This window comes from Variovorax sp. 278MFTsu5.1, assembly GCF_048305045.1.
GTDB classification, from domain to species: domain Bacteria; phylum Pseudomonadota; class Gammaproteobacteria; order Burkholderiales; family Burkholderiaceae_C; genus Variovorax; species Variovorax guangxiensis.
Window position 1 is genome coordinate 868,833 of record NZ_CP157622.1, and the last position, 21,178, is coordinate 890,010.

Below are 21,178 nucleotides of genomic sequence, written 5' to 3' on the forward strand. Positions count from 1 at the left end.
CCAGCGCTTGTAATTCGGGCGCCGGCCATCCTTTTGTTTTTTACTTTTCGGGATGCATCCGAGCAACATAGCCGGAGCTCCCGGGAATTCACTTTTAGATCGAAAAATCAGGGAGCAGTAAATGATTTCGTTGAAGGTTGTCAGCAAACGCAGTGGAGACGGTACGCCCGTCTCGGTGAACGAGGTGTTCCTGAAGGAAGCGGCGGTCGTCCGGGTAGGGCTGTCCAGGGAACAGGTCAAGGGAATGCGCCGCGTCGGCAACGACCTGGTCATCACCTCCATCTCGGGCGAGGTCGTCACCATCCGCGAGTTCTTCTCGTCCTTCGATGGCCACAAGAGCGACCTCGTGCTCGACGACGAGAAGGGTGGCCTGTGGCTGACCGGCTTCGGCGAAGGGCAGGGCGAACTGGCGCTCAGTTATTCGGGCATCGACGCGATCGAGCCGCTGCTGCTGGAGCAGGACTTCAACTTCGGCGTGCTGCCCTGGCTGCTGGGCGGCGGACTGGCAGCCGCCGGTGCTGCAGGAGGCGGAGGCGGAGGCGGAGGAGGTGGTGGGGCGGGCGCCGGTTCGGCGATGGCGCTCATACCTTCGCCTTCCACGTCGCTCACGTCCCCCTCCGACGCATCGCCGCCGGGCCGGCCCACCGTCAACCCGACCAATGCCAGGCTGATCACCGGCACGGCCCAGCCAGGCACCACCGTTCGCGTCACCGACAACACGGGCAAGGAAATCGGCAGCGCGACCGTCGAGGCCGACGGCCGCTACGTGGTCCAGCCGTCCTCCCCTCCGCCGCATGGCACGGAGATCCGCGTCGTCGCGGTGGACTCGGCAGGAAACACCAGCCCCGAGGCGCGCACGACCGTCGACAGCGTGGCGCCCCCGGTCCCCACCATCGTTCCCACCAACGGCACGACCATCGCCGGGAGCGCCGAGCCCGGCGCCGTGGTCACCGCCACCGACGGACGCGGCAATGTGATCGGCCGCACCACGGCGGCCCAGGACGGCAGCTACAGCATCAAGCCGCCGACGCCGCTGGCCGACGGCACCCCCATCAACGTCGTGGCCACCGACGCCGCCGGCAACGCCAGCGCACCCGCCACTACCGCCGCCGACAGCACCGCGCCGTCATCACCCACGGTCAATCCGTCCAACGGCAGCACGATCACGGGTACCGCCGAGGCCGGCGCGGTCGTCACCGTCAAGGACGGCTCGGGCAAGGTCATCGGCAGCGCGACCGCCGCTTCCAACGGCGCGTTCAGCGTCACCCCCACGACGCCTCCCGCGGACGGCGCGACGATCAGCGTCGTTGCGACCGACCCGGCCGGCAACGCCAGCCAGCCGGCAACCGCCACCATCGATGCGACGCCGCCCGCCACGCCCAAGGTGAATCCGACCGACGGCAGCCCCATCACCGGCACAGCGGAGGCCGGCGCGGTGGTCACGATCACCGACGACAAGGGCGTCCTCATCGGCAGCACGACCGCCGCGTCCAATGGTGTGTACAGCTTCACGCCGACCAGGCCGCCGGCCAACGGCGTGGTGATCAAGGTCGTCGCCTCCGATGCCGCCGGCAACACCAGCAAGCCCGCCACGGCCGTCGTCGACGGCACGCCGCCGACGCCCACGGTCAACCTGACGAACGGCAGCCCTATCACGGGCACCTCCGAGCCCGATTCCGTGGTCACCGTCACGGACAGCAAGGGCAACCTCATCGGCAGCACGACCACCGCGCCGGACGGCACCTACTCCCTCGTTCCCGCGAACCCGCCGTCGGACGGCACCGTGATCTACGTCGTCGCGAAGGACCTCGCCGGCAACGTGGGCCGGCCCGCGACCACCACGGTCGACAGCAGGCCGCCGGACGCGCCACTGGTCAACGCGACGAACGGCAGCGTGGTCGCAGGCACGGCCGAGGCCAACTCCGTCGTCACGGTCAAGGACGCAACGGGCAAGCTCATCGGCAGCACCACCGCCGACGCCGCCGGCAAGTTCAGCGTTGCGCCCGCGGCACAACTGGCGGACGGCACGGTGTTGCACGTCACCGCCGCGGACGCCGTCGGCAACGTGAGTGCCGAAGGCCTGGCCACCGTGGACCGTGTGCCACCGGCCGCTCCCTCGGTCGATCCGACGCACGGCAGTGCGATCACGGGCCGTGCGGAGCCTGGCTCGGTCGTCAACGTACGGGATGTTTCCGGCAATGTCATCGGCAGCGCGACCGTCGGCTCCAACGGCTTCTACAGCGTGGTGCCGAAGACGCCGCCTGCCGACGGCGCGGTGCTGCGCGTTACCGCGACCGACGCCGCCGGCAATACCGGCCCCGAAACCAGGACCACGGTCGACGGCGTTCCTCCGGCAAGGCCCACGGTCGATCCGACCGCCGGCAGCCTGATCACCGGCAGCGCCGAGCCCGGCTCCGTCGTCACCGCCAGGGACGGTGCCGGCACTTTGCTCGGCAGCGCGACCGCCGATTCGAACGGCCGCTACAGCATCAAGCCCGTGGCCGTGCCCTCGCACAACACCGTGCTGCGCGTCGTCGCGACCGACCCTGCAGGCAACGACAGCCCCGAAGCCAGGGCCACCGTCGACAGCCTGCCGCCTTCCGCTCCCACCGTCGATCCGAGTTCCGGCCGCACGATCAGCGGCACGGCCGAGTCCGGCTCCGTCGTCACCGTCAAGGATGGCGCGGGCAAGCTGGTCGGCAGCGCGACGGCCGATGCGAACGGCAAGTTCAGCCTCGTTCCCGCCACGCCGCTGGCCGATGGCGCCCAGGTCAGCGTCGTCGCAACAGACGCCGCCGGCAATGCGAGCTCGCCCGCCACGATGGTGGTCGACGGCGCCGCCCCGCTCGCACCGGTCGTCAATCCCACGGACGGCAGCCGAATCACCGGCACGGCCGAATCCGGCTCGGTCGTCACCGCCAAGGACGGGGCCGGCAAGCTAATCGGCAGCGCGACGGCCGATGCGAACGGCAAGTTCAGCATCACTCCCGCAACGCCCGTGGCGGATGGCACCACCATCACCGCTGTCGCGACCGACCGGGCAGGCAACGCCAGCCAGCCCGCCACCACCACGGTGGACGGTACGCCACCTTCCAAGCCCTCTGTCGATGCGACCAACGGCAGCCTGATCACCGGCTCGGCCGAGCAGGGCTCGATCGTCACCGTCCGTGATGGCGCCGGCAATCTCGTCGGCAGCGCCGCCGCCGATTCGAACGGCCGCTACAGCATCAAGCCCGCGACCGTCCCCTCGCACAACACCGTGCTGCGCGCCGTCGCCACCGACGCGGCCGGCAACGCCAGCCCCGAGACGCGCGCCACGGTCGACAGCGAACTGCCCGCTGCTCCCAAGGTCGGCCCGACGAACGGCGGCTCGATCACGGGCACGGCTGAACCCAACTCGTTGATCACCGTCAAGGACGGCACCGGCAAGTTGATCGGAAGCGCGACGGCCGATGGCAACGGCAGCTACAGCATCAAGCCGACGACACAGCTGCCGCACGACACGGAACTGAACGTCACCGCCACCGATGCGGCCGGCAACACCAGCCAGCCTGCGCGCAGCACCGTCGACGGCAAGGCGCCCGACGCGCCCAAGGTCAATCCGAGCAACGGCGGTGCGATCACCGGTACGGCCGAAGCGGGCTCGGTGATCACCGTGAAGGATGGCGGCGGCAAGCTGATCGGCAGCGCGACGGCAGATTCGAACGGCAAGTTCAGCATCACCCCCGCGACGCCTGCGGCGGATGGCACGACCATCACCGCTGTCGCAACCGACCGGGCAGGCAACGCCAGCCAGCCCGCCACCGCCACGGTGGACAGCACGCCGCCTTCCAGGCCCACCGTCGATGCGACCAACGGCAGCCTGATCACCGGCTCGGCCGAGCAGGGCTCGATCGTCACCGTCCGTGATGGCGCCGGGAACCTCGTCGGCAGCGCGGCTGTCGATTCGAACGGCCGCTACAGCATCAAGCCTGCGACCGTTCCGCCGCACAACACCGTGCTGCGCGCAACCGCCACCGACGCGGCCGGCAACACCAGCCCCGAGACGCGCGCCACGGTCGACAGCGAACTGCCAGCCGCGCCGAAGGTCGACCCGACGAACGGCGGCTCGATCACGGGCACGGCCGAGGCCGGCACGGTGGTCATCGTCAAGGACGGCGCCGGCAAGCTGATCGGCAGCGCGACGGCCGATGGCAACGGCAACTACAGCATCAAGCTGGCAACGCCGCTGGCGCACGACACCGCACTGAACGTGACGGCCACCGACGCCGCAGGCAACACCAGCCAGCCCGCGCGCGCCACGGTCGACGGCCAGGCGCCCGGCGCGCCCACGGTCAAGCCGACGAACGGCAGCCTGATCGCCGGCACGGCCGAGGCCGGATCGGTGGTCACCGTCAAGGACGGTACCGGCAAGCTCATCGGCAGCGCGACCGCAGACGGCGGCGGTGCCTACGCCATCCGGCCTGCCGTGCCGCCCTCCGACGGCACGGTGCTTCAGGTCAGCGCCACCGACGCAGCCGGCAACACCGGCCCGAGCGCGAACGCCACGGTCGATGCCGTGCCGCCCGGGCAGCCCTCGATCGATCCGACCAACGGCAAGCTGATCTCGGGCTTCGCCGAGGCCCTTTCCGTCGTCACGGTCCGCGACGGCGCCGGCAATGTCATCGGCAGCACGACGGCGGCCGCGAACGGTGCCTACAGCATCAAGCCCGCGCTCGTCCTGGCCGACGGCACCGTGCTGCGCGCCTTCGCCACCGACGCGGCCGGCAACGCGAGTTCCGAAGCACGCGGCACGGTGGACGGCGTCGTGCCCGTCACGCCGACCATCAGCCCGACCAACGGAAACCGCATCTCGGGCAAGGCCGAGGCCGGCTCGATCGTCACGGTGAAGGACGACGCGGGCAACCTCATCGGCAGCGCCACCGCCGAATCCAACGGCACCTACACCGTGACGCCGGCGACGCCGCCGGCGCACGGCACCGTGCTGCACGTTGCCTCCACCGATGCCGCTGGCAACACCAGCCCCGAGGCACGGGCCACGGTCGACCGCACGGCGCTGCCGGCGGCCACCATCAACCCGACCGATGGCAGCCCCATCACCGGCACGGCGGAACCCGGTTCGGTGGTCACCGTCAGGGACGACGCAGGCAAGCTGATCGGCAGCACGACGGCCGATTCCCTCGGTGCCTACAGCATCACGCCGGCCGTCACTCCGCCGAATGGCACGGTGCTGCACGTCGTGACCACCAATGCAGCAGGCAACGCGAGCCCGGAAGCCACCGCGACGGTCGACAGCGTCCCACCCCCCGCACCGATCATCGAGCCGAGCAACGGCAACATGATCACCGGCACGGCCGAGGCCGGCTCGGTGGTTCGCGTCACCGATGACACCGACAAGCTCATCGGCAGCGCGATCGCCGCGCCCAACGGCGCCTACAGCATCAAGCCCGCCGCCGTTCCGGCGCACGGCACAGTGCTGCGCGCTGTCGCCACCGACGCTGCCGGCAATGCCAGCCCCGAAGCCAGGACGACCGTCGACCGCGTGCTGCCTGCGGCACCGAAGGTCGATCCTTCGCAAGGCGGCGTCGTCACGGGTACCGCGGAAGTCGGCTCCGTCGTCCGGATCACCGACGACGCGGGCAATCTCATCGGCAGCGCGACCGCCGGCAACGACGGCACCTACAGCATCAAGCCGTCGGCCACTTTGCCGAATGGCGCGGTGATACGCGTGACCGCGACCGATGCCGCGGGCAACGTCAGTCCCGAAACACGAGCGGCGGTCGACAGCGTCGCTCCTGCCGCACCGACCGTGAAGCCCACCAACGGCAACACCGTCACCGGCACGGCCGAGGCGGGTTCGCTCGTCACCGTGAAGGACGGTGCCGGCAACACCATCGGCAGCGCGACGGCCGACGGCAGCGGCAACTACAGCGTCAAGCCCGCGACCGCCCCCGCGCACGACACCGTGCTGCAGGTCACCGCGACCGATGCGGCCGGCAACGCCAGCGCGCCTGCAACCGCCAAGGTCGACGCGAAGGCGCCCGACGCGCCGACGATCAATCCGACCCACGGCGACCCGATCACCGGCCGCGCCGAGGCCGGCTCTGTGGTCACCGTCAAGGACGGCGCGGGCAAGGTGGTCGGCAGCGCGACCGCCGGCAACGACGGCACCTACACCGTCACGCCCTCCAAGCCGCTGGAGGACGGCGCGAAGATCACCGCGGTGGCTACCGACGCTGCAGGCAACGCCAGCGCTGCGGCCACCGCCACCGTGGATGCCGTTGCCCCGGGCAGGCCCACCGTCGAGCCGACCAACGGCAGCACCATCAGCGGCAAGGCCGAAGCAGGCTCCGTCGTCACGGTGCAGGACCAGGCCGGCAAGCCGATCGGCAGCGCCACGGCCGATGGCAACGGCAACTACGCCATCAAGCCCGCGACCCCTCTGGCGCATGGCACGACCCTCGGCGTCTACGCCACCGACGCGGCGGGCAACACCGGCCCTGCGGCCACGGCCACGGTCGACAGCGCAGCCCCGAACGCGCCCACCGTGAAGCCCACGAGCGGCGACACCATCACCGGTACGGCCGAAGCAGGCTCCGTCGTGACCGTCAAGGACGCCGCGGGCAATCTCATCGGCAGCGCGACGGCGGACGGCAACGGCAACTACGCCGTCAAGCCCGCAACGCCGCCGGCGCACGACACCGCGCTGAGCGTGACCGCCACCGACGCGGCAGGCAACACCAGCGTACCTGCCACGGCCAAGGTCGACAGCAAGGCTCCCGATGCACCCACGGTCAAGCCGACCTCGGGCAGCACCATCGCCGGCACGGCGGAGGCAGGCTCGCTGGTCACCGTCAAGGACAGCGCAGGCAACCTCATCGGCAGTGCGACCGCAGGCAGCAACGGCGAATACGCCGTCACGCCGGCCCGCTCGCTGCAGGACGGCGTGAAGATCAGCGTGGTCGCGACCGACGCGGCCGGCAACGCCAGCCAGCCCGCCACGGCCACGGTCGACAACGATCCGCCGGCCAGGCCCACCGTCGATCCGACCAACGGGAGCCTCGTCACCGGCAAGGCCGAGGCCGGCTCAGTGGTCACCATCACGGACGACGCGGGCAAGCTCATCGGCAGCACGACCGCCACGACCGGTGGTGCGTACAGCTTCAAGCCGACGACGCCTCCCGCCCACGGCACGGTCCTGCACGTGGCCGCGACGGACGCCGCCGGCAACAGCAGCCCTGAAGCCAGGACGACCGTCAATGCCGTGTCTCCGTCGGCGCCGGCCGTCAACCCGACGAACGGCACCACGATCACCGGCACGGCCCAGGCCGGCTCGCTCGTCACCGTGAAGGACGGTGCCGGCAACACCATCGGCAGCGCGACGGCCGACGGCAGCGGCAACTACAGCGTCAAGCCCGCGACCGCTCCCGCGCACGACACCGTGCTGCAGGTCACCGCGACCGATGCGGCCGGCAACATCAGCTCGCCTGCAACGGCCAAGGTCGACGCCAAGGCGCCCGACGCGCCGACGATCGACCCCACCCACGGCGACCCGATCACCGGCCGCGCCGAGGCCGGCTCGGTGGTCACCGTCAAGGACGGCGCGGGCAAGGTGGTCGGAAGCGCGACCGCCGCCACCGACGGCACCTACGCCGTCACCCCGGCCAAGCCGCTGGAGGACGGCGCGAAGATCACCGCGGTGGCCACCGATGCAGCAGGCAACGCCAGCGCTGCGGCCACCGCCACCGTGGATGCCGTGCCCCCGGCGAGGCCGACCGTCGCCCCGACCAACGGCGCGTCGATCACCGGCACGGCCGAATCCGGCTCGGTGGTCACCGTCAAGGACAGTGCCGGCAAGCCGATCGGCAGCGCGACAGCGGACGCCAATGGCAACTACACCGTGAAGCCCGCGACCCCCGTGCCGCACGGAACGATGCTCGGCGTCTCGGCCACCGACGCGGCGGGCAACACCGGCCCTGCGGCCACGGCCACGGTCGACAGCGCCGCCCCGAACGCGCCCACCGTGAAGCCCACGAGCGGCAGCACCATCACCGGCACGGCGGAGGCGGGCTCGCTCGTCCTCGTCAAGGACGGCGCCGGTAACAGCGTCGGCAGCGCAACGGCCGACGGCAACGGCAACTACGTCGTCAAGCCCGCGATGCCGCTGGCGCACGACACCGCGCTGAGCGTGACCGCCACCGACGCGGCCGGCAACACCAGCACGCCCGCCACGGCCAAGGTCGACAGCAAGGCCCCCGACGCGCCGACCGTCAAGCCCACCTCGGGCGGCACGATCGCCGGCACGGCGGAAGCGGGCTCGGTCGTCACCGTGAGGGACGACACCGGCAACCTCATCGGCAGCGCGACCGCCGGCAGCAACGGCGAATACAGCATCTCGCCCACGACCCTGCTGCCGCACGGCACGCAGCTGCGCGTGGTCGCCACCGACGCCACCGGCAACACCAGCCAGGCCGCCGCGGCCACGGTCGACAGCGTGGCGCCCGTCATTTCCATCTCGATCGTCGAGGACGTCAACAACGACGGCTTCATCAACGCCAGCGAGAAGAAGGCCGACGTGACGGCGAAGGTCGCCCTCGTGTCCGGCGCCGCGGTGGGCGATGAAATCAGCCTCACCGACGGCACCCACACGTTCAGCGTCAAGCTGAGCGCCGCGGACGTCTCCAACGGTTTCGTCAACGTCTCGTTCCCGAACCCCACCGAGGGTGCGGCGATCCGCGTCAGCGCGACCAGCCAGGACCTCGCCGGCAACACCTCGAGGCCGGCGGCGACCGACAGCGCAATTCTCGACACCACGGTACCGGCCACCCCGGCCAGCGTCTCGGCCACCGACGACGCCGGCCCGGTGCAGGGCGCGATCGGCAACGGCGGTTCCACCGACGACGCGACGCCCACTTTCGCAGGCAGCGGCGCGACGCCTGGCGACATCGTCAGGGTGTACGACGGCGCCGCGCTGATCGGCAGCGCCACGGTCAAGGCCGATGGCAGCTGGGCATTCACGCCGACGGGGCTGGGGCAGGGCGCGCACAGCATCACGCACACCATCAGCGACGCGGCCGGCAACACCAGCGCAGCCAGCGCGCCGCTGGGCTTCATCGTCGACACCGCGGCGGTGTCGGTGACCGTCACCAAGGCGGGCGAGACCCGGCAGGGGCAGCAGATCAAGACGCGTCCCGCCGGCTTCACCGACGATGTCACGCCCACGATCGTCGGCACCGCCACGGCCGGCGCCGTCGTGACCATCAAGGAAGGCTCCAAGGCCATCGCCTCCACCACGGCGGATGGGTCCGGCAACTGGAACCTCGTGCTGCCCACGCAAACGGAAGGCGCGCACAGCTACAAGGCCACGGCGGTGAACGCCGCAGGCACGAGCAGCGAGACCTCGTTCTCGCTGACCATCGACACCACGCCGCCGGCCGTTCCGGTGATCGCCTCGGTCGTCGACGACACCGGTTCGGTGCAGGGCTCGCTTGCCAGCGGTGCCGCTAGTGACGACACCCGACCCACGCTCAGCGGAAGCGGCGCGACGCCGGGCGACCTCATCACCGTCTTCGACAACGGCAGCGCCATCGGCAGCACCACGGTGCAATCCGACGGACGCTGGAGCTTCACCACGGCCAGCCCGACCTCGCCGCTGGGCGAGGGCGAGCACAAGCTCACCGTCACGGCCACAGATCCGGTGGGCAACCAGAGCCAGCACTCGGCCGCCTTCGTTGTCAACGTCGACACCACGGCGCCGGTGCGTCCGGACGCCGTGGCCGGCTACGTCGACAACGCAGGCGCGGTCCAGAACGCGGCCAGCACCGCGACCTTCACCGACGACACCACGCCGGGGTTCAAGATCGCCTCCATCGCAGCCGGCCTGACGCCGTCGCTGTACGTCGACGGCAACAAGGTCGCAGCCACCTACGACCCGGCCGCCGGCACGCTCACGCCCGTGTCCCCGCTCGCCGAGGGCGCGCACAGCATCGGCTACACGCTGACCGACGCGGCAGGCAACGAGAGCCCGCGCTCCAACGACTTCAGGCTCACCGTCGACCTAACGCCGCCGCCCGCGCTCGATTCGTCCCTCATCCAGGTGCTGGACGACGTCGGCCCGGTACAGGGCACCCTGGCCGCCGGCGCGAAGACCGACGACAGCAAGCCCGAGTACACCGGCAAGACCGACCCGGCGCAGGTGTCGGTCATCAACGTCTACGACAACGGCACGCTCATCGGCAGCACGGCGGTGAACGCCGACGGCAGCTGGCGCTTCACGCCCGACCTGCCGCTGGCCCTGGGCGCGCACAGCCTCACGGCGCGCGCCGTGGACGCGGCGGGCAACATCGGCGCCGCCACGCCCGCATCGACCTTCACGCTGGTGGGCGATCCGCCCGCGGCGCCGGCCATCATCGGCGTGATCGACGACAGGGGCAGCGTCACGGGCAACGTCGCCCGCGACGCCAGCACCGACGACACCACGCTCACGCTCAACGGCACCGGCACGGCCGGCACCGTGGTCACCGTGTATGCCGACGGCGTGGCCGTGGGCTCCACCAGCGTGGCTTCCAACGGCACCTGGAGCGTCACCACCAGTCCGCTGAGCGGCGACGGCGTCAAGAACCTGAGCGCCCAGGCGGTCGATGGCGCAGGCCAGGCGAGCCCGCGCACGGGCCTCTATCCGGTCGTGCTCGACACCACGGCTCCCGCCACGCCCGACACGGCCGTCGCCTCCGACGACCAGGGCCCGGTGCAGGGCGCGATCGCGGCCGGCGCCACCACCGACGACACCACGCCCACCTTCAGCGGCAGCGGCCTGAAGGCCGGCGACACCGTGCGCCTGTACGACGGCGGCGCGCTCATCGGCAGCTTCACCGCCGCCACCGACGGCGCCTGGAGCATCACGCCCAGCACGCCGCTGGGGCGCGGCACGCACCGCATCACGCACACCGTCACCGACGCCGCGGGCAACACCAGCGCCGCCAGCGCGGTCCTCGACTTCACCGTCGACCCGAGCGACGTCGTCGTCAGCATCGAGCAGATCGCCGACGACCAAGGCAGCATCAAGGGCAACCTCGCGCCCGGGGCGCGCACCGACGACACCACGCCCTCGCTCGTGGGCAAGGCCACCGCCGACGCGATCGTGACCGTCAAGGAAGGCTCGACCGTCCTCGGCTCCACCACGGCGGACGCGGGCGGCAACTGGCGCTTCACGCTGCCCCTGCAGAAGGAAGGCACGCACAGCTACACCGCCACCGCGGTGAACGCCGCGGGCAAGCAGGGCGACGCCACCATCGCGCTGACCATCGACACCACCGCGCCCGAGGTGCCGTCCATCGCCGGCGCCGCCGACGACGTCGGCCTGGTGCAGGGTCCGATCGCCAACGGCGGCCCCACCGACGACGCCACGCCCACGCTCACCGGCAGCGGCGCCACGCCGGGCGACGCGATCAAGGTCTACGACAACGGCAGCGTCCTCGGCAGCACGACCGTCAAGGCCGACGGCAGCTGGAGCTTCACGCCGACCACGCCGCTGACCGAGGGCACGCACCGCCTCGGTGCCACGGCCGTCGACCCCGTGGGCAACGAGAGCCCGCAATCGGGCTCCTTCACCGTCAACGTGGACACCACTGCGCCCACCACCAAGGCCACGCTCGCCGCCATCGGCGACGACACCGGCTCGAGCGGCAGCGACTTCGTCACCAGCGACCGCACCCTGGTGCTCACCATCAAGGTCGACTCGGCCGTGGAGGCCGGCGCCAAGGTGCAGGTCTCGCTCGACAACGGCAAGACCTGGAACGACGCCACGCCGGCAGGCGGCGACAGCTACCAGTTCGACAACACGGCCGTCTCGCTGGCCGACGGCAGCTACACCGTGCTGACGCGCGTGGTGGATGCGGCCGGCAACACGACCCAGCCGAGCTCGCAGCTCGTGGTGATCGACACAAGCGGCCCAACCACCGGCAACGCCGTCGACATCACGGTCTACACCGACGATGTCGCGCCCAACCTGGGCGACTACGGCAGCGGCACCAGCACGAACGACACCACGCCGGTGCTCAAGGGCACCGTCTCGGGCCTGAAGGCGGGCGACGTCGTGCAGATCTTCGAAGGCTCGGCGCTGCTGGGCACGGCCGCCGTGAACGGCACCGCCTGGACCTTCGCATTGCCGACGCTGGCCAACGGCAGCAGGCACACCTACGTCGCCGTGATCGCCGATGCGGCGGGCAACAAGGGCACGAGCTCGGCCGACTTCTCGCTGGCCGTGAACACTGCCGCGCCCTCGCAGTCGGTCGCGATCGTCAGCTGCACCGACGACCAGGCACCCCAGACTGGCACCTTCGCGTCGGGCAGCACCATCAACGACACCTCGCCGCTGCTGAACGGCACGATCGGCGGAACGCTCAATGCCGGCGACACCGTGGTGATCTACCGCGACGGCGTGCGCCTGGGCACCGCCACCTTGGGTGGCGGCACTGCCTGGACCTTCCAGGACGCCGGCCTCGTCGACGGCAAGAGCTACAGCTACACGGCCCGCATCGAGGATGCCGCAGGCAACCAGAGCGGAGCGTCGGCGGCCTTCGCGCTCACGATCGACCAGCGCGCACCCACCACGGCGCCGGTCGTCGAGAGCTTCGTGGACGACGTGGCACCAGTCACCGGGTCCATCGCCCAGGGCGGCACCACCAACGACGCGCGCCCCGAACTCAAGGGATCCGGCGCCGAGCCCGACGGCACCGTCAGGATCTACGACAACGGCGCGCTGATCGGCACCGCGGCGGTGGACGCCGCCGGCAAGTGGAGCTTCACGCCCGAGGCCGGCAAGGAGCTCGCCAACGGCGCCCACAGCCTCACGACGAGCAGCGTCGACGCGGCCGGCAACGAAGGCCCGCAGTCCGCGGCGCTGGCGTTCACGGTCGACACCCTCGCGCCTTCGCAATCGACGGCGATCGTCTCCATCAACGACGACCGCGGCGCGCTGCAGGGCGCCGTGGCCGACGGCGGCTTCACCGACGACGCCGCGCCGCAGGTGGCGGGCACCGTTTCGGCATCGCTGCAGGCCGGCGAGAAGGTCGTCGTGCTGCGCGACGGTGCCGTCATCGGCACCGCGAAGATGACCGACGCCACCCACTGGAGCTTCGACGACACCGGCCTGAGCGACGGCCGCACCTACACCTACACCGCCCGCGTCGAGGACGCGGCCGGCAACCGGGGCGCCGTCTCGGGCAGCTACGCCATCACCGTCGACACGTCGGTGCCGACGCAGGCGGCCACGATCTCGACCGTGTTCGACAACGCGGACCCGGTGCAAGGCGACGTCGCCAACGGCGGCACCACCAACGACTCCCAGCCGGAACTCAGAGGCACCGTGTCGGGCAGCCTGGCCGGCAATGAGTTCGTCGCCGTGTATCGCGACGGCGTCAGGATCGGCACCGCCTCGATCTCGGGCACGAGCTGGTCCTACACCGACACCAGCGGCCTCGCCAACGCCTCGAGCTACAGCTACACCGTGCGCGTCGAGGACGCCGCGGGCGGCGGCGGCACCGCCTCCTCGCCCTACGTCATCACGCTGAAGCTTTCGGGTCCGTCCACCAAGGCCAGCATCACGGCCGTGAACGACGACGTCGATCCGCAGCAGGGCTCGGTGCCGAACGACGGCTACACCAACGACACCGCGCCCCAGGTCACCGGCACCATCTCGGCCGCGCTACAGGCCGGCGAGAAGGTCGTCGTGCTGCGCGACGGCAAGGAGATCGGCTTCGCGACCATGACGGACGCCACGCACTGGAGCTACGCCGACAGCGGCCTTTCCGACGGGAGCACCTACGTCTACACGGCCCGCGTGCAGGACGCGGCTTCCAACCCCGGCGCCGAATCGAACGCGCATGCGATCCGCATCGACACTGCCGCGCCCGCGGCGACGGTGAAGCTGGTGCGTGCCATCGACAACGTCGACCCGGTCTCGGGCGACATCCCCGCCGGCGGCACCACCAACGACGACACGCCGACGCTGGAGGGCACCCTCTCGGCGGCGCTGAGCGGCACCGAGCGGCTGCACGTGTTCCGCAACGGCCTGCTCGCCGGCGTCGCGAAGGTCACCGGCACGAGCTGGACCTTCGAGGACGCGGGCCTCGCCAGCAGCACCACCTACACCTACGAGGCGAGGGTCATGGACGCGGCCGGCAATGCCGGAGCCGCCTCTAACAGCCTGCGCTTCACGGTCAACACCTCGGGCGTCACGCAGACCGTTCAGATCCTCCGGGTGGACGACCAGGCCGCCCCGGTGAAGGGCAACGTGCCCGACGGTGGAACGACCAACGACACCGCGCCGACGCTCGGCGGCTCGATCTCCACCGCGCTGAACGCGGGCGACGTGGTCCAGGTGCTGCGCGACGGCAAGGTGGTCGGCAACGCCACCGTCACGGGCACGACCTGGAGCTTCCGCGACAGCGGCCTCTCTGACGGCACGACCTACAGCTACGCCGCGCGGGTGGTCAATTCCGGCGGCAACGAGGGTGCGAAGAGCGCGGCCTATGTGATCACGCTGGACCTCGTCGCACCGGGCCAGACGGCGGCGATCACCGGCTATGCCGACGACCAGGCCCCGCAGCAGGGCAGCTTCGGCTCCGGCAGCGTCACCAACGACACCACGCCGCAACTCAACGGCACCTTGAGCGCTGCGCTCGCGACCGGCGAGGCCGTGGTGATCTACAGGGACGGCAAGCGCATCGGCACCGCCACCATGTCCGGCGCCACGGCCTGGAGCTTCCAGGATTCCGGGCTGGCCGACGGCGCCACCTACGGCTACACCGCCAAGGTCGAGGATGCGGCAGGCAACGAAGGCCAGGCCTCGGCCACCTTCACGCTGACCATCGACCGGACCGCGCCCGCCGCGGCGCCTTCGATCGACAGCGTCATGGACGCGACGGCGCCGGTCGTCGGCCCGATCACCTCCGGCAGCACGACCAACGAAACCCGTCCCCAGATGAAGGGGGCAGGGGCCGAGCCCAACGGCACGGTGAAGGTCTACGACAACGACATGCTCATCGGCACCGCGGTCGCCGATGGCTCGGGCAAGTGGAGCTTCACGCCGGAAGCCGGCAAGCCGCTGGCCAACGGCGCGCACAGCCTGAGCGCGAGCAGCGTCGATGCGGCCGGCAACGAGGGACCGAGGTCGGCGCCGCTGGCCTTCACGGTCGGCACCACCGCGCCGACGCAGGCGGCAACGATCACCGCCATCAGCGACGACACCGGCGCCAGCGCGAACGACTTCATCACCAGCGACACCACCCTCGTCGTGACGGTGACGCTGGACGCCGCGGCCGGCACCGGCGAGAAGGTGCAGCTCTCGCTCGACAACGGCACGAGCTGGCGCGATGCGACGCTGGTCTCGGGCAACACCTACCGGCTGGACAACACCGCCGTGCCGCTCGCGGCGGGCGACCACGTCTTCCAGGCGCGCGTCGTCGACGCCGCCGGCAATGCCGGCAAGTCGACCAGCCAGCGCGTGGTGATCGACACCCAGCACTCGGCGGGCATCGCCATCGACATCGCGTCGATCAGCACCGACACCGGCGTCGCGGGCGACTTCATCACCAGCGACACCAGCCTGACCCTCAACGGCAGGCTGACCGGCACGCTGGCTTCCGACGAAACCGCGCAGATCAGCCTCGACGGCGGCGCCACCTGGGCCAACCTGATCGTCAGCGGCGGAAGCTGGAGCTACGTCGACGGCCGGGTGCTCACCGACGGCAGCCATGAGTACAGGGTGCGCGTGGTGGACACCGCCGGCAATCTTGCGGCGTTCGATGCCCGCACCGTGGTCATCGACACCACGACGCCGACCGCCGGCAATGCGGTGGCCATCACCGCCTACGCCGACGACGTCGAGCCGAATGCCGGCGACTACGCCAGCGGCACGAGCACCAACGACACCACGCCGGTGCTCAAGGGCACCGTCTCGGGCCTGAAGACCGGCGAGGTCGTGCAGATCCTCGAAGGGGGCGTGCTGCTTGGCACCGCTGCCGTGAACGGCACCGCGTGGGAGTTCAAGCTGCCGACGCTGGCCGACGCAAGCACGCACACCTACACCGCGGCCATCGCGAGCGCTGCCGGCACCCGGGGCTCCACCTCGGCGAACTTCACGCTGACGGTCGATGCCACCGCGCCGACGGACGCACCGGTCGTCGACAGCGTCATCGACAACGTCGACCCGGTCCAAGGCCCGATCGCCCAGGGCGACACGAGCAACGACGCGCGCCCGGAACTCAAGGGCTCGGGCGCCGAACCCAACGGCACGGTGAACGTCTACGACAACGGCGTGCTGATCGGCAGCACCAAGGCCGACGCCTCCGGAAAGTGGAGCTTCGAGCCTGCTTCCGGCAAGGAACTGGCCGACGGCGTGCACAGCCTCAGGGTGAGCAGCGTCGACGCGGCGGGCAACGAAGGGCCGAAGTCGGCGCCGCTGGTCTTCAGCATCGACACGGTTGCACCTTCGCAGACCGTGACGCTCTCGCGCGCCATCGACAACGTCGACCCGGTCTCGGGCAGCATTCCGGCCAACGGAAGCACCAACGACGACTCGCCCAGGCTGGAGGGCACCCTCTCCGCCGCGCTGGGCAGGTCGGAGCAGCTGCGCGTGTTCCGCAACGGTGTGCACGTGGGCAACGCGACCGTGAGCGGTACCGACTGGGTCTTCAACGACATCGGCCTTGCGAACGGCACCACCTATACCTACGAGGCCAGGGTCATGGACATGGCCGGCAACGCCGGCGCCGCCTCGAACAGCCTGCGCTTCACCGTCATCACTTCCACGGTCACGCAGGCGGTGCAGATCGTGCGTGTGCAGGACAACGTCGAACCGGGCCGCGGTGCCGTGGCCGACGGCGGGACGACCAACGACGCCGACCCGGTGCTCATCGGTTCGATCTCCGCCGCCCTGAACACGGGCGAGGTGGTCGAGGTGCTGCGCAACGGCGCCGTGATCGGTACCGCGACGGTGACAAACACCAGCTGGCGTTTCTTCGACAAGGGCCTCACGGACGGCGCGACCTACAAGTACACCGCCCGCGTCGTGAGTGCCGGCGGCAACCAGGGGGCGGAGAGCCTGGCCCATTCCATCACGGTCGACCTGACGGCACCAGTCCAGAAGGTGGCCATCACCGACTTCACCGACGACCGCGATCCGCAGACGGGCAACTTCGCATCCGGCACCACGACCAACGATGCGACGCCCCAGCTCAACGGCACGCTCTCGGCGCCGCTCGCGGCCAACGAGGTGGTGGCGGTCTACCGCAACGGCACGCGCATCGGCGTCGCCGCTGTGAGCGGCAACGCCTGGAGCTTCGAGGACAAGGGCCTCGACGACGGCAACACCTACCGCTACACCGCCCGCGTGGAGGACGCGGCGGGCAACCAGGGCAGCGCTTCGGCGGAGTTCACGCTCACCGTCGACAGGACCGCGCCCGCGACGACGCCTTCCATCGACAGTGCCATGGACGACGTCGCGCCGGTCACTGGCGCCATCGCATCGCGCGGCACGACCAACGATGCACGTCCCGAGCTGAAGGGCTCGGGCGCGGAGCCGAACGGCACCGTCCATATCTACGACAACGGTACGCTGATCGGTACCGCGACGGCGGATGCATCGGGCAACTGGAGCTTCACGCCCGCGGCGGGCAAGGAGCTCGCCGATGGCCTGCACAGGCTCACGGCGAGGAACGTCGATGCGGCGGGCAACGAGGGCTCGCAATCGACGGCGGTGGTCTTCACGGTCGACACGATCGCGCCGACGGGCGCGCCTTCCATCGACCGCGCCGTCGACGACGTCGCACCGGTCACCGGCACCATCGCGTCCGGGGGCATGACCAACGATGCCCGCCCCGAACTGCGGGGGGCGGGAACCGAGCCCAACGGCATGGTGAACATCTACGACAACGGCAAGCTGATCGGATCCACCACGGCGGACAGTTCCGGCAAGTGGAGCTTCACGCCCGAAGCCGGCAAGGAACTGGTCGACGGCGCCCACAGCTTCGTCGCGAGCAATGTGGACGCGGCTGGCAACGAAGGGCCGAAGTCGGCAGCGCTCGTCTTCACGGTCGACACCTTGCCGCCCCCGGTCGCGACGCTGAGCCTCGCGAACTACTCGGACAGCTTCCCTTCGGCGGGCACTCTGGCTGCCAACCAGTCCTCCGATCGCAACAGCACCGACAACACCTTCGACCTCGTTCTGACCGGGGCCGATGCATCGATCGCTCGCTATGAGGTCTCGACCGACGGCGGGCAGAACTGGAAGTCGACGACCGCGGCGCAGAGCGGCTTGTCTGACGGCAAGTACCTTTTCCGAGCGAGCCTGACCGACGCTGCCGGCAACACCACCGCTGCAGCCAACAGCATCGAAGTGAACGTGGACCGGACCGGCCCCGCGCTCGATCTGCAACGACTGAACAGCGCAGTGATCGCAGGCACCGCGGAGGCGGGTGCGCTCGTCACGATCGACGTCGGCAACAACGGCTCCATCGAAGGCAGCGTCGTCGCGGATGCCGGCGGCAACTGGGCATGGACGCCGTCCGCCTCGCTGTCGGCCAACACGGTTGTTGCCGCAGTCGCCTACGACCTGGCCGGGAACGCGTCGAGCAAGGGAATGCAGGCCGTGGATGCGACGCCGCCCGTCATCACGATCCAGAAGTCGGACGGCAAGCGCTTCTCGGGAACGACCTCCGACGCCGATACGCCGGTGGCTTCCCCCACGGCGTCCAGGCCGATCACCGTGACGCTCAGCGTCGACAAGAACGCCGACGGCACGATCGACTACGTGCTCCCGTTCACAGCCACGGTCACGGCGGACGGCGCATGGAGCATCGACGCCTCGGCGGCTCCCGTGAACGTCGGTGCGATCGTGACGGCCGTGGCCCAGGACTACGCGGGCAACCGTTCGACGCCTGCAGCGGTGACAGTGGGCGGCGGCACCAGCAAGATGTACGGCAGCACGAGCAACGACAACTTCGGCTACGACGTACAGGCCATCGGCGACTTCAACGCAGACGGCTACAACGACTTCGCGGTCGTGTCGCCACATGGATCTTCCGCCGCTCGCGCTGCGAATGCGTGGAGCGTCAGCATCCTCTATGGCAGCAAGCAAGGGCTGCCGGACTTGAGCAGCGTTGCGAACCTGCCCGGCACGGATGGCCTGAAGATCTATACCTCGGGGAGCATTTCCGACTCGAACATCCTGACCGCGGTGCAAGGCTACGGCGACGTCAATGGCGACGGCTATTCCGACGTCATCGTCTACGACGACAACCTGAACAGCGACTGGGTCATCTTCGGCAGATCCTCCGCGAACGCCGGTTCCTCGCCGGTGAGCGTCGACGTCAAGACCATCATCTCCTCCGGCGGCAACAGCGACGGCGTCGCCATCGTCCAGCGCGCGGGTTCGACCTGGTTCGGAGCCGGCGGCGCACTGGTGGACGTCAATGGCGACGGCTACGCCGACATCGTCATGCAGGACTGGAACCAGGGCACCGGCAGGGCGGGTACGGCCATCATCTACGGGCACGCCGGGGCGGCGGGCTCCGCCGAGTGGGCCAACTACTACGTCGGCTTCGGTTCCACGTACCCGTCGAGCTACGTGTCGGACAGCAGTTCCTCGTCCACGGAAAGCTATCGGCCGCACAGCGTGATCTACAACGACAGCACGAACGGCTACCCCGTCAATGTGATGAACATCGGCGACATCAACGGCGACGGCTATGCGGACTTCGCGTACAGCCTGTACAACGCAAGGAACCCGGTGACCAGCTACAGCAACGCCGGAGCGATCCAGGTGATCTACGGCAAGGCGGGCGGCTTGCCGCAGGACTACAGCCTGCAGACCGACTACACGAACACCGCCAATGGCTTCCGCGTCTATGGGGAGCAGGCCGACCAGTACCTCGGCACCTACATCGATCCGGAACCCTACGGATACCTGTCGAACACCGGCATGCCCACTTCCTCGGGTGACGTCAACGGCGACGGCATCGCGGACCTGATCATCGGCTCGCCGCAATACGGGCCGAATGCGGGTGATCAGAAGGGACCGGGTCGCGTCTACGTGGTCTACGGCAAGGCCGCAGGCGCGAAGTCGGACATCAACCTTGCGAGCCTCTCGCCGTCCGACGGCTTCGTCATCACAGCGTCGGACAGCTCGGCGGACGCGATGTTCGGCAACGGCACCTCGGTGGGCGACTTCAACGGCGACGGCATCGACGACATTGCCATCGGTGCACCGCTGGCCGACGTGAAGGGAATGATCAACAACGGTGCCGTCTACATCGTGTATGGCCAGCAGGGTGGCTACTCCGGCACGGTGAGCGTTGCAGCAGCCTATTGGGGTGACAGATCCGCGAACAGCACGAATGTCACCTATGAGCAGAACGGCAACGCCAACTCCGGCTCGATGCTAGGCGTGAACGTGGCGCTGTCCGACCTGAACGGTGATGGGCAGGCCGATCTGGCGCTCGGATCCCCGTACAAGGGCCAGCCTTGGTCGACTGCCAACGGCTATCTCGACGTGGTCTATGCCAGCGCGTTCAACTTCACGAACTCGCTGACCGTGGGCGACGACGTCATCGCGGCGACGGCGGGCAAGGACAGGCTTTCCGGCGGTGCGGGCAACGACGTCATCACGGGCGTCGGCGCGGGAGACAGCGCCTATGGCGGCGCGGGGAACGACACCATCCATATCACCGAGATCGCGGGAGTGGTGCGCGTGGACGGCGGGCTGGGCGTCGACACCCTGGTGGCCGATGCTTCGAACCTCACGCTCGACCTGTCGCAGTTGGGCCTGAAGGTGCAGGGCTTCGAGAACTTCGACCTGGGTACCGGCGCCGCCAACACGGGCAACACGCTGAAGCTGCGGCTTACCGATGTCCTGAGCCAGCAGAGCAGCGTCGGCAACGGCAACGGCACGGGCCAAGGGCACCTGCGCGTGACCGGCGATTCCGGCGACACCGTGCAGCTGCTCCATGGCACCGACAGCTGGAGCGTGACCGGAAGCACGAGCGCCGGCGGGGTGAACTACAGCATCTACCACAACAGCAACCTGTCGGCGGCGAACACGCTGGGAGACATCTGGATCCAGCAGGGGATCACTGTCATCTGAAGCGACGCCGGCGCGAGCAGCGGGAGGAGCGCTCCA

1 protein-coding gene is annotated in these 21,178 nt (G+C 69.9%); it reads left to right on the forward strand.

Annotated features, from left to right (window positions below; genetic code table 11):
* Positions 1 to 121 precede the first annotated feature (121 nt).
* Positions 122 to 21,142, forward strand: coding sequence for an Ig-like domain-containing protein (locus ABL844_RS03820; RefSeq protein ID WP_418130520.1), 21,021 nt, complete (start codon positions 122 to 124; stop codon positions 21,140 to 21,142).
* Positions 21,143 to 21,178: the final 36 nt, after the last annotated feature.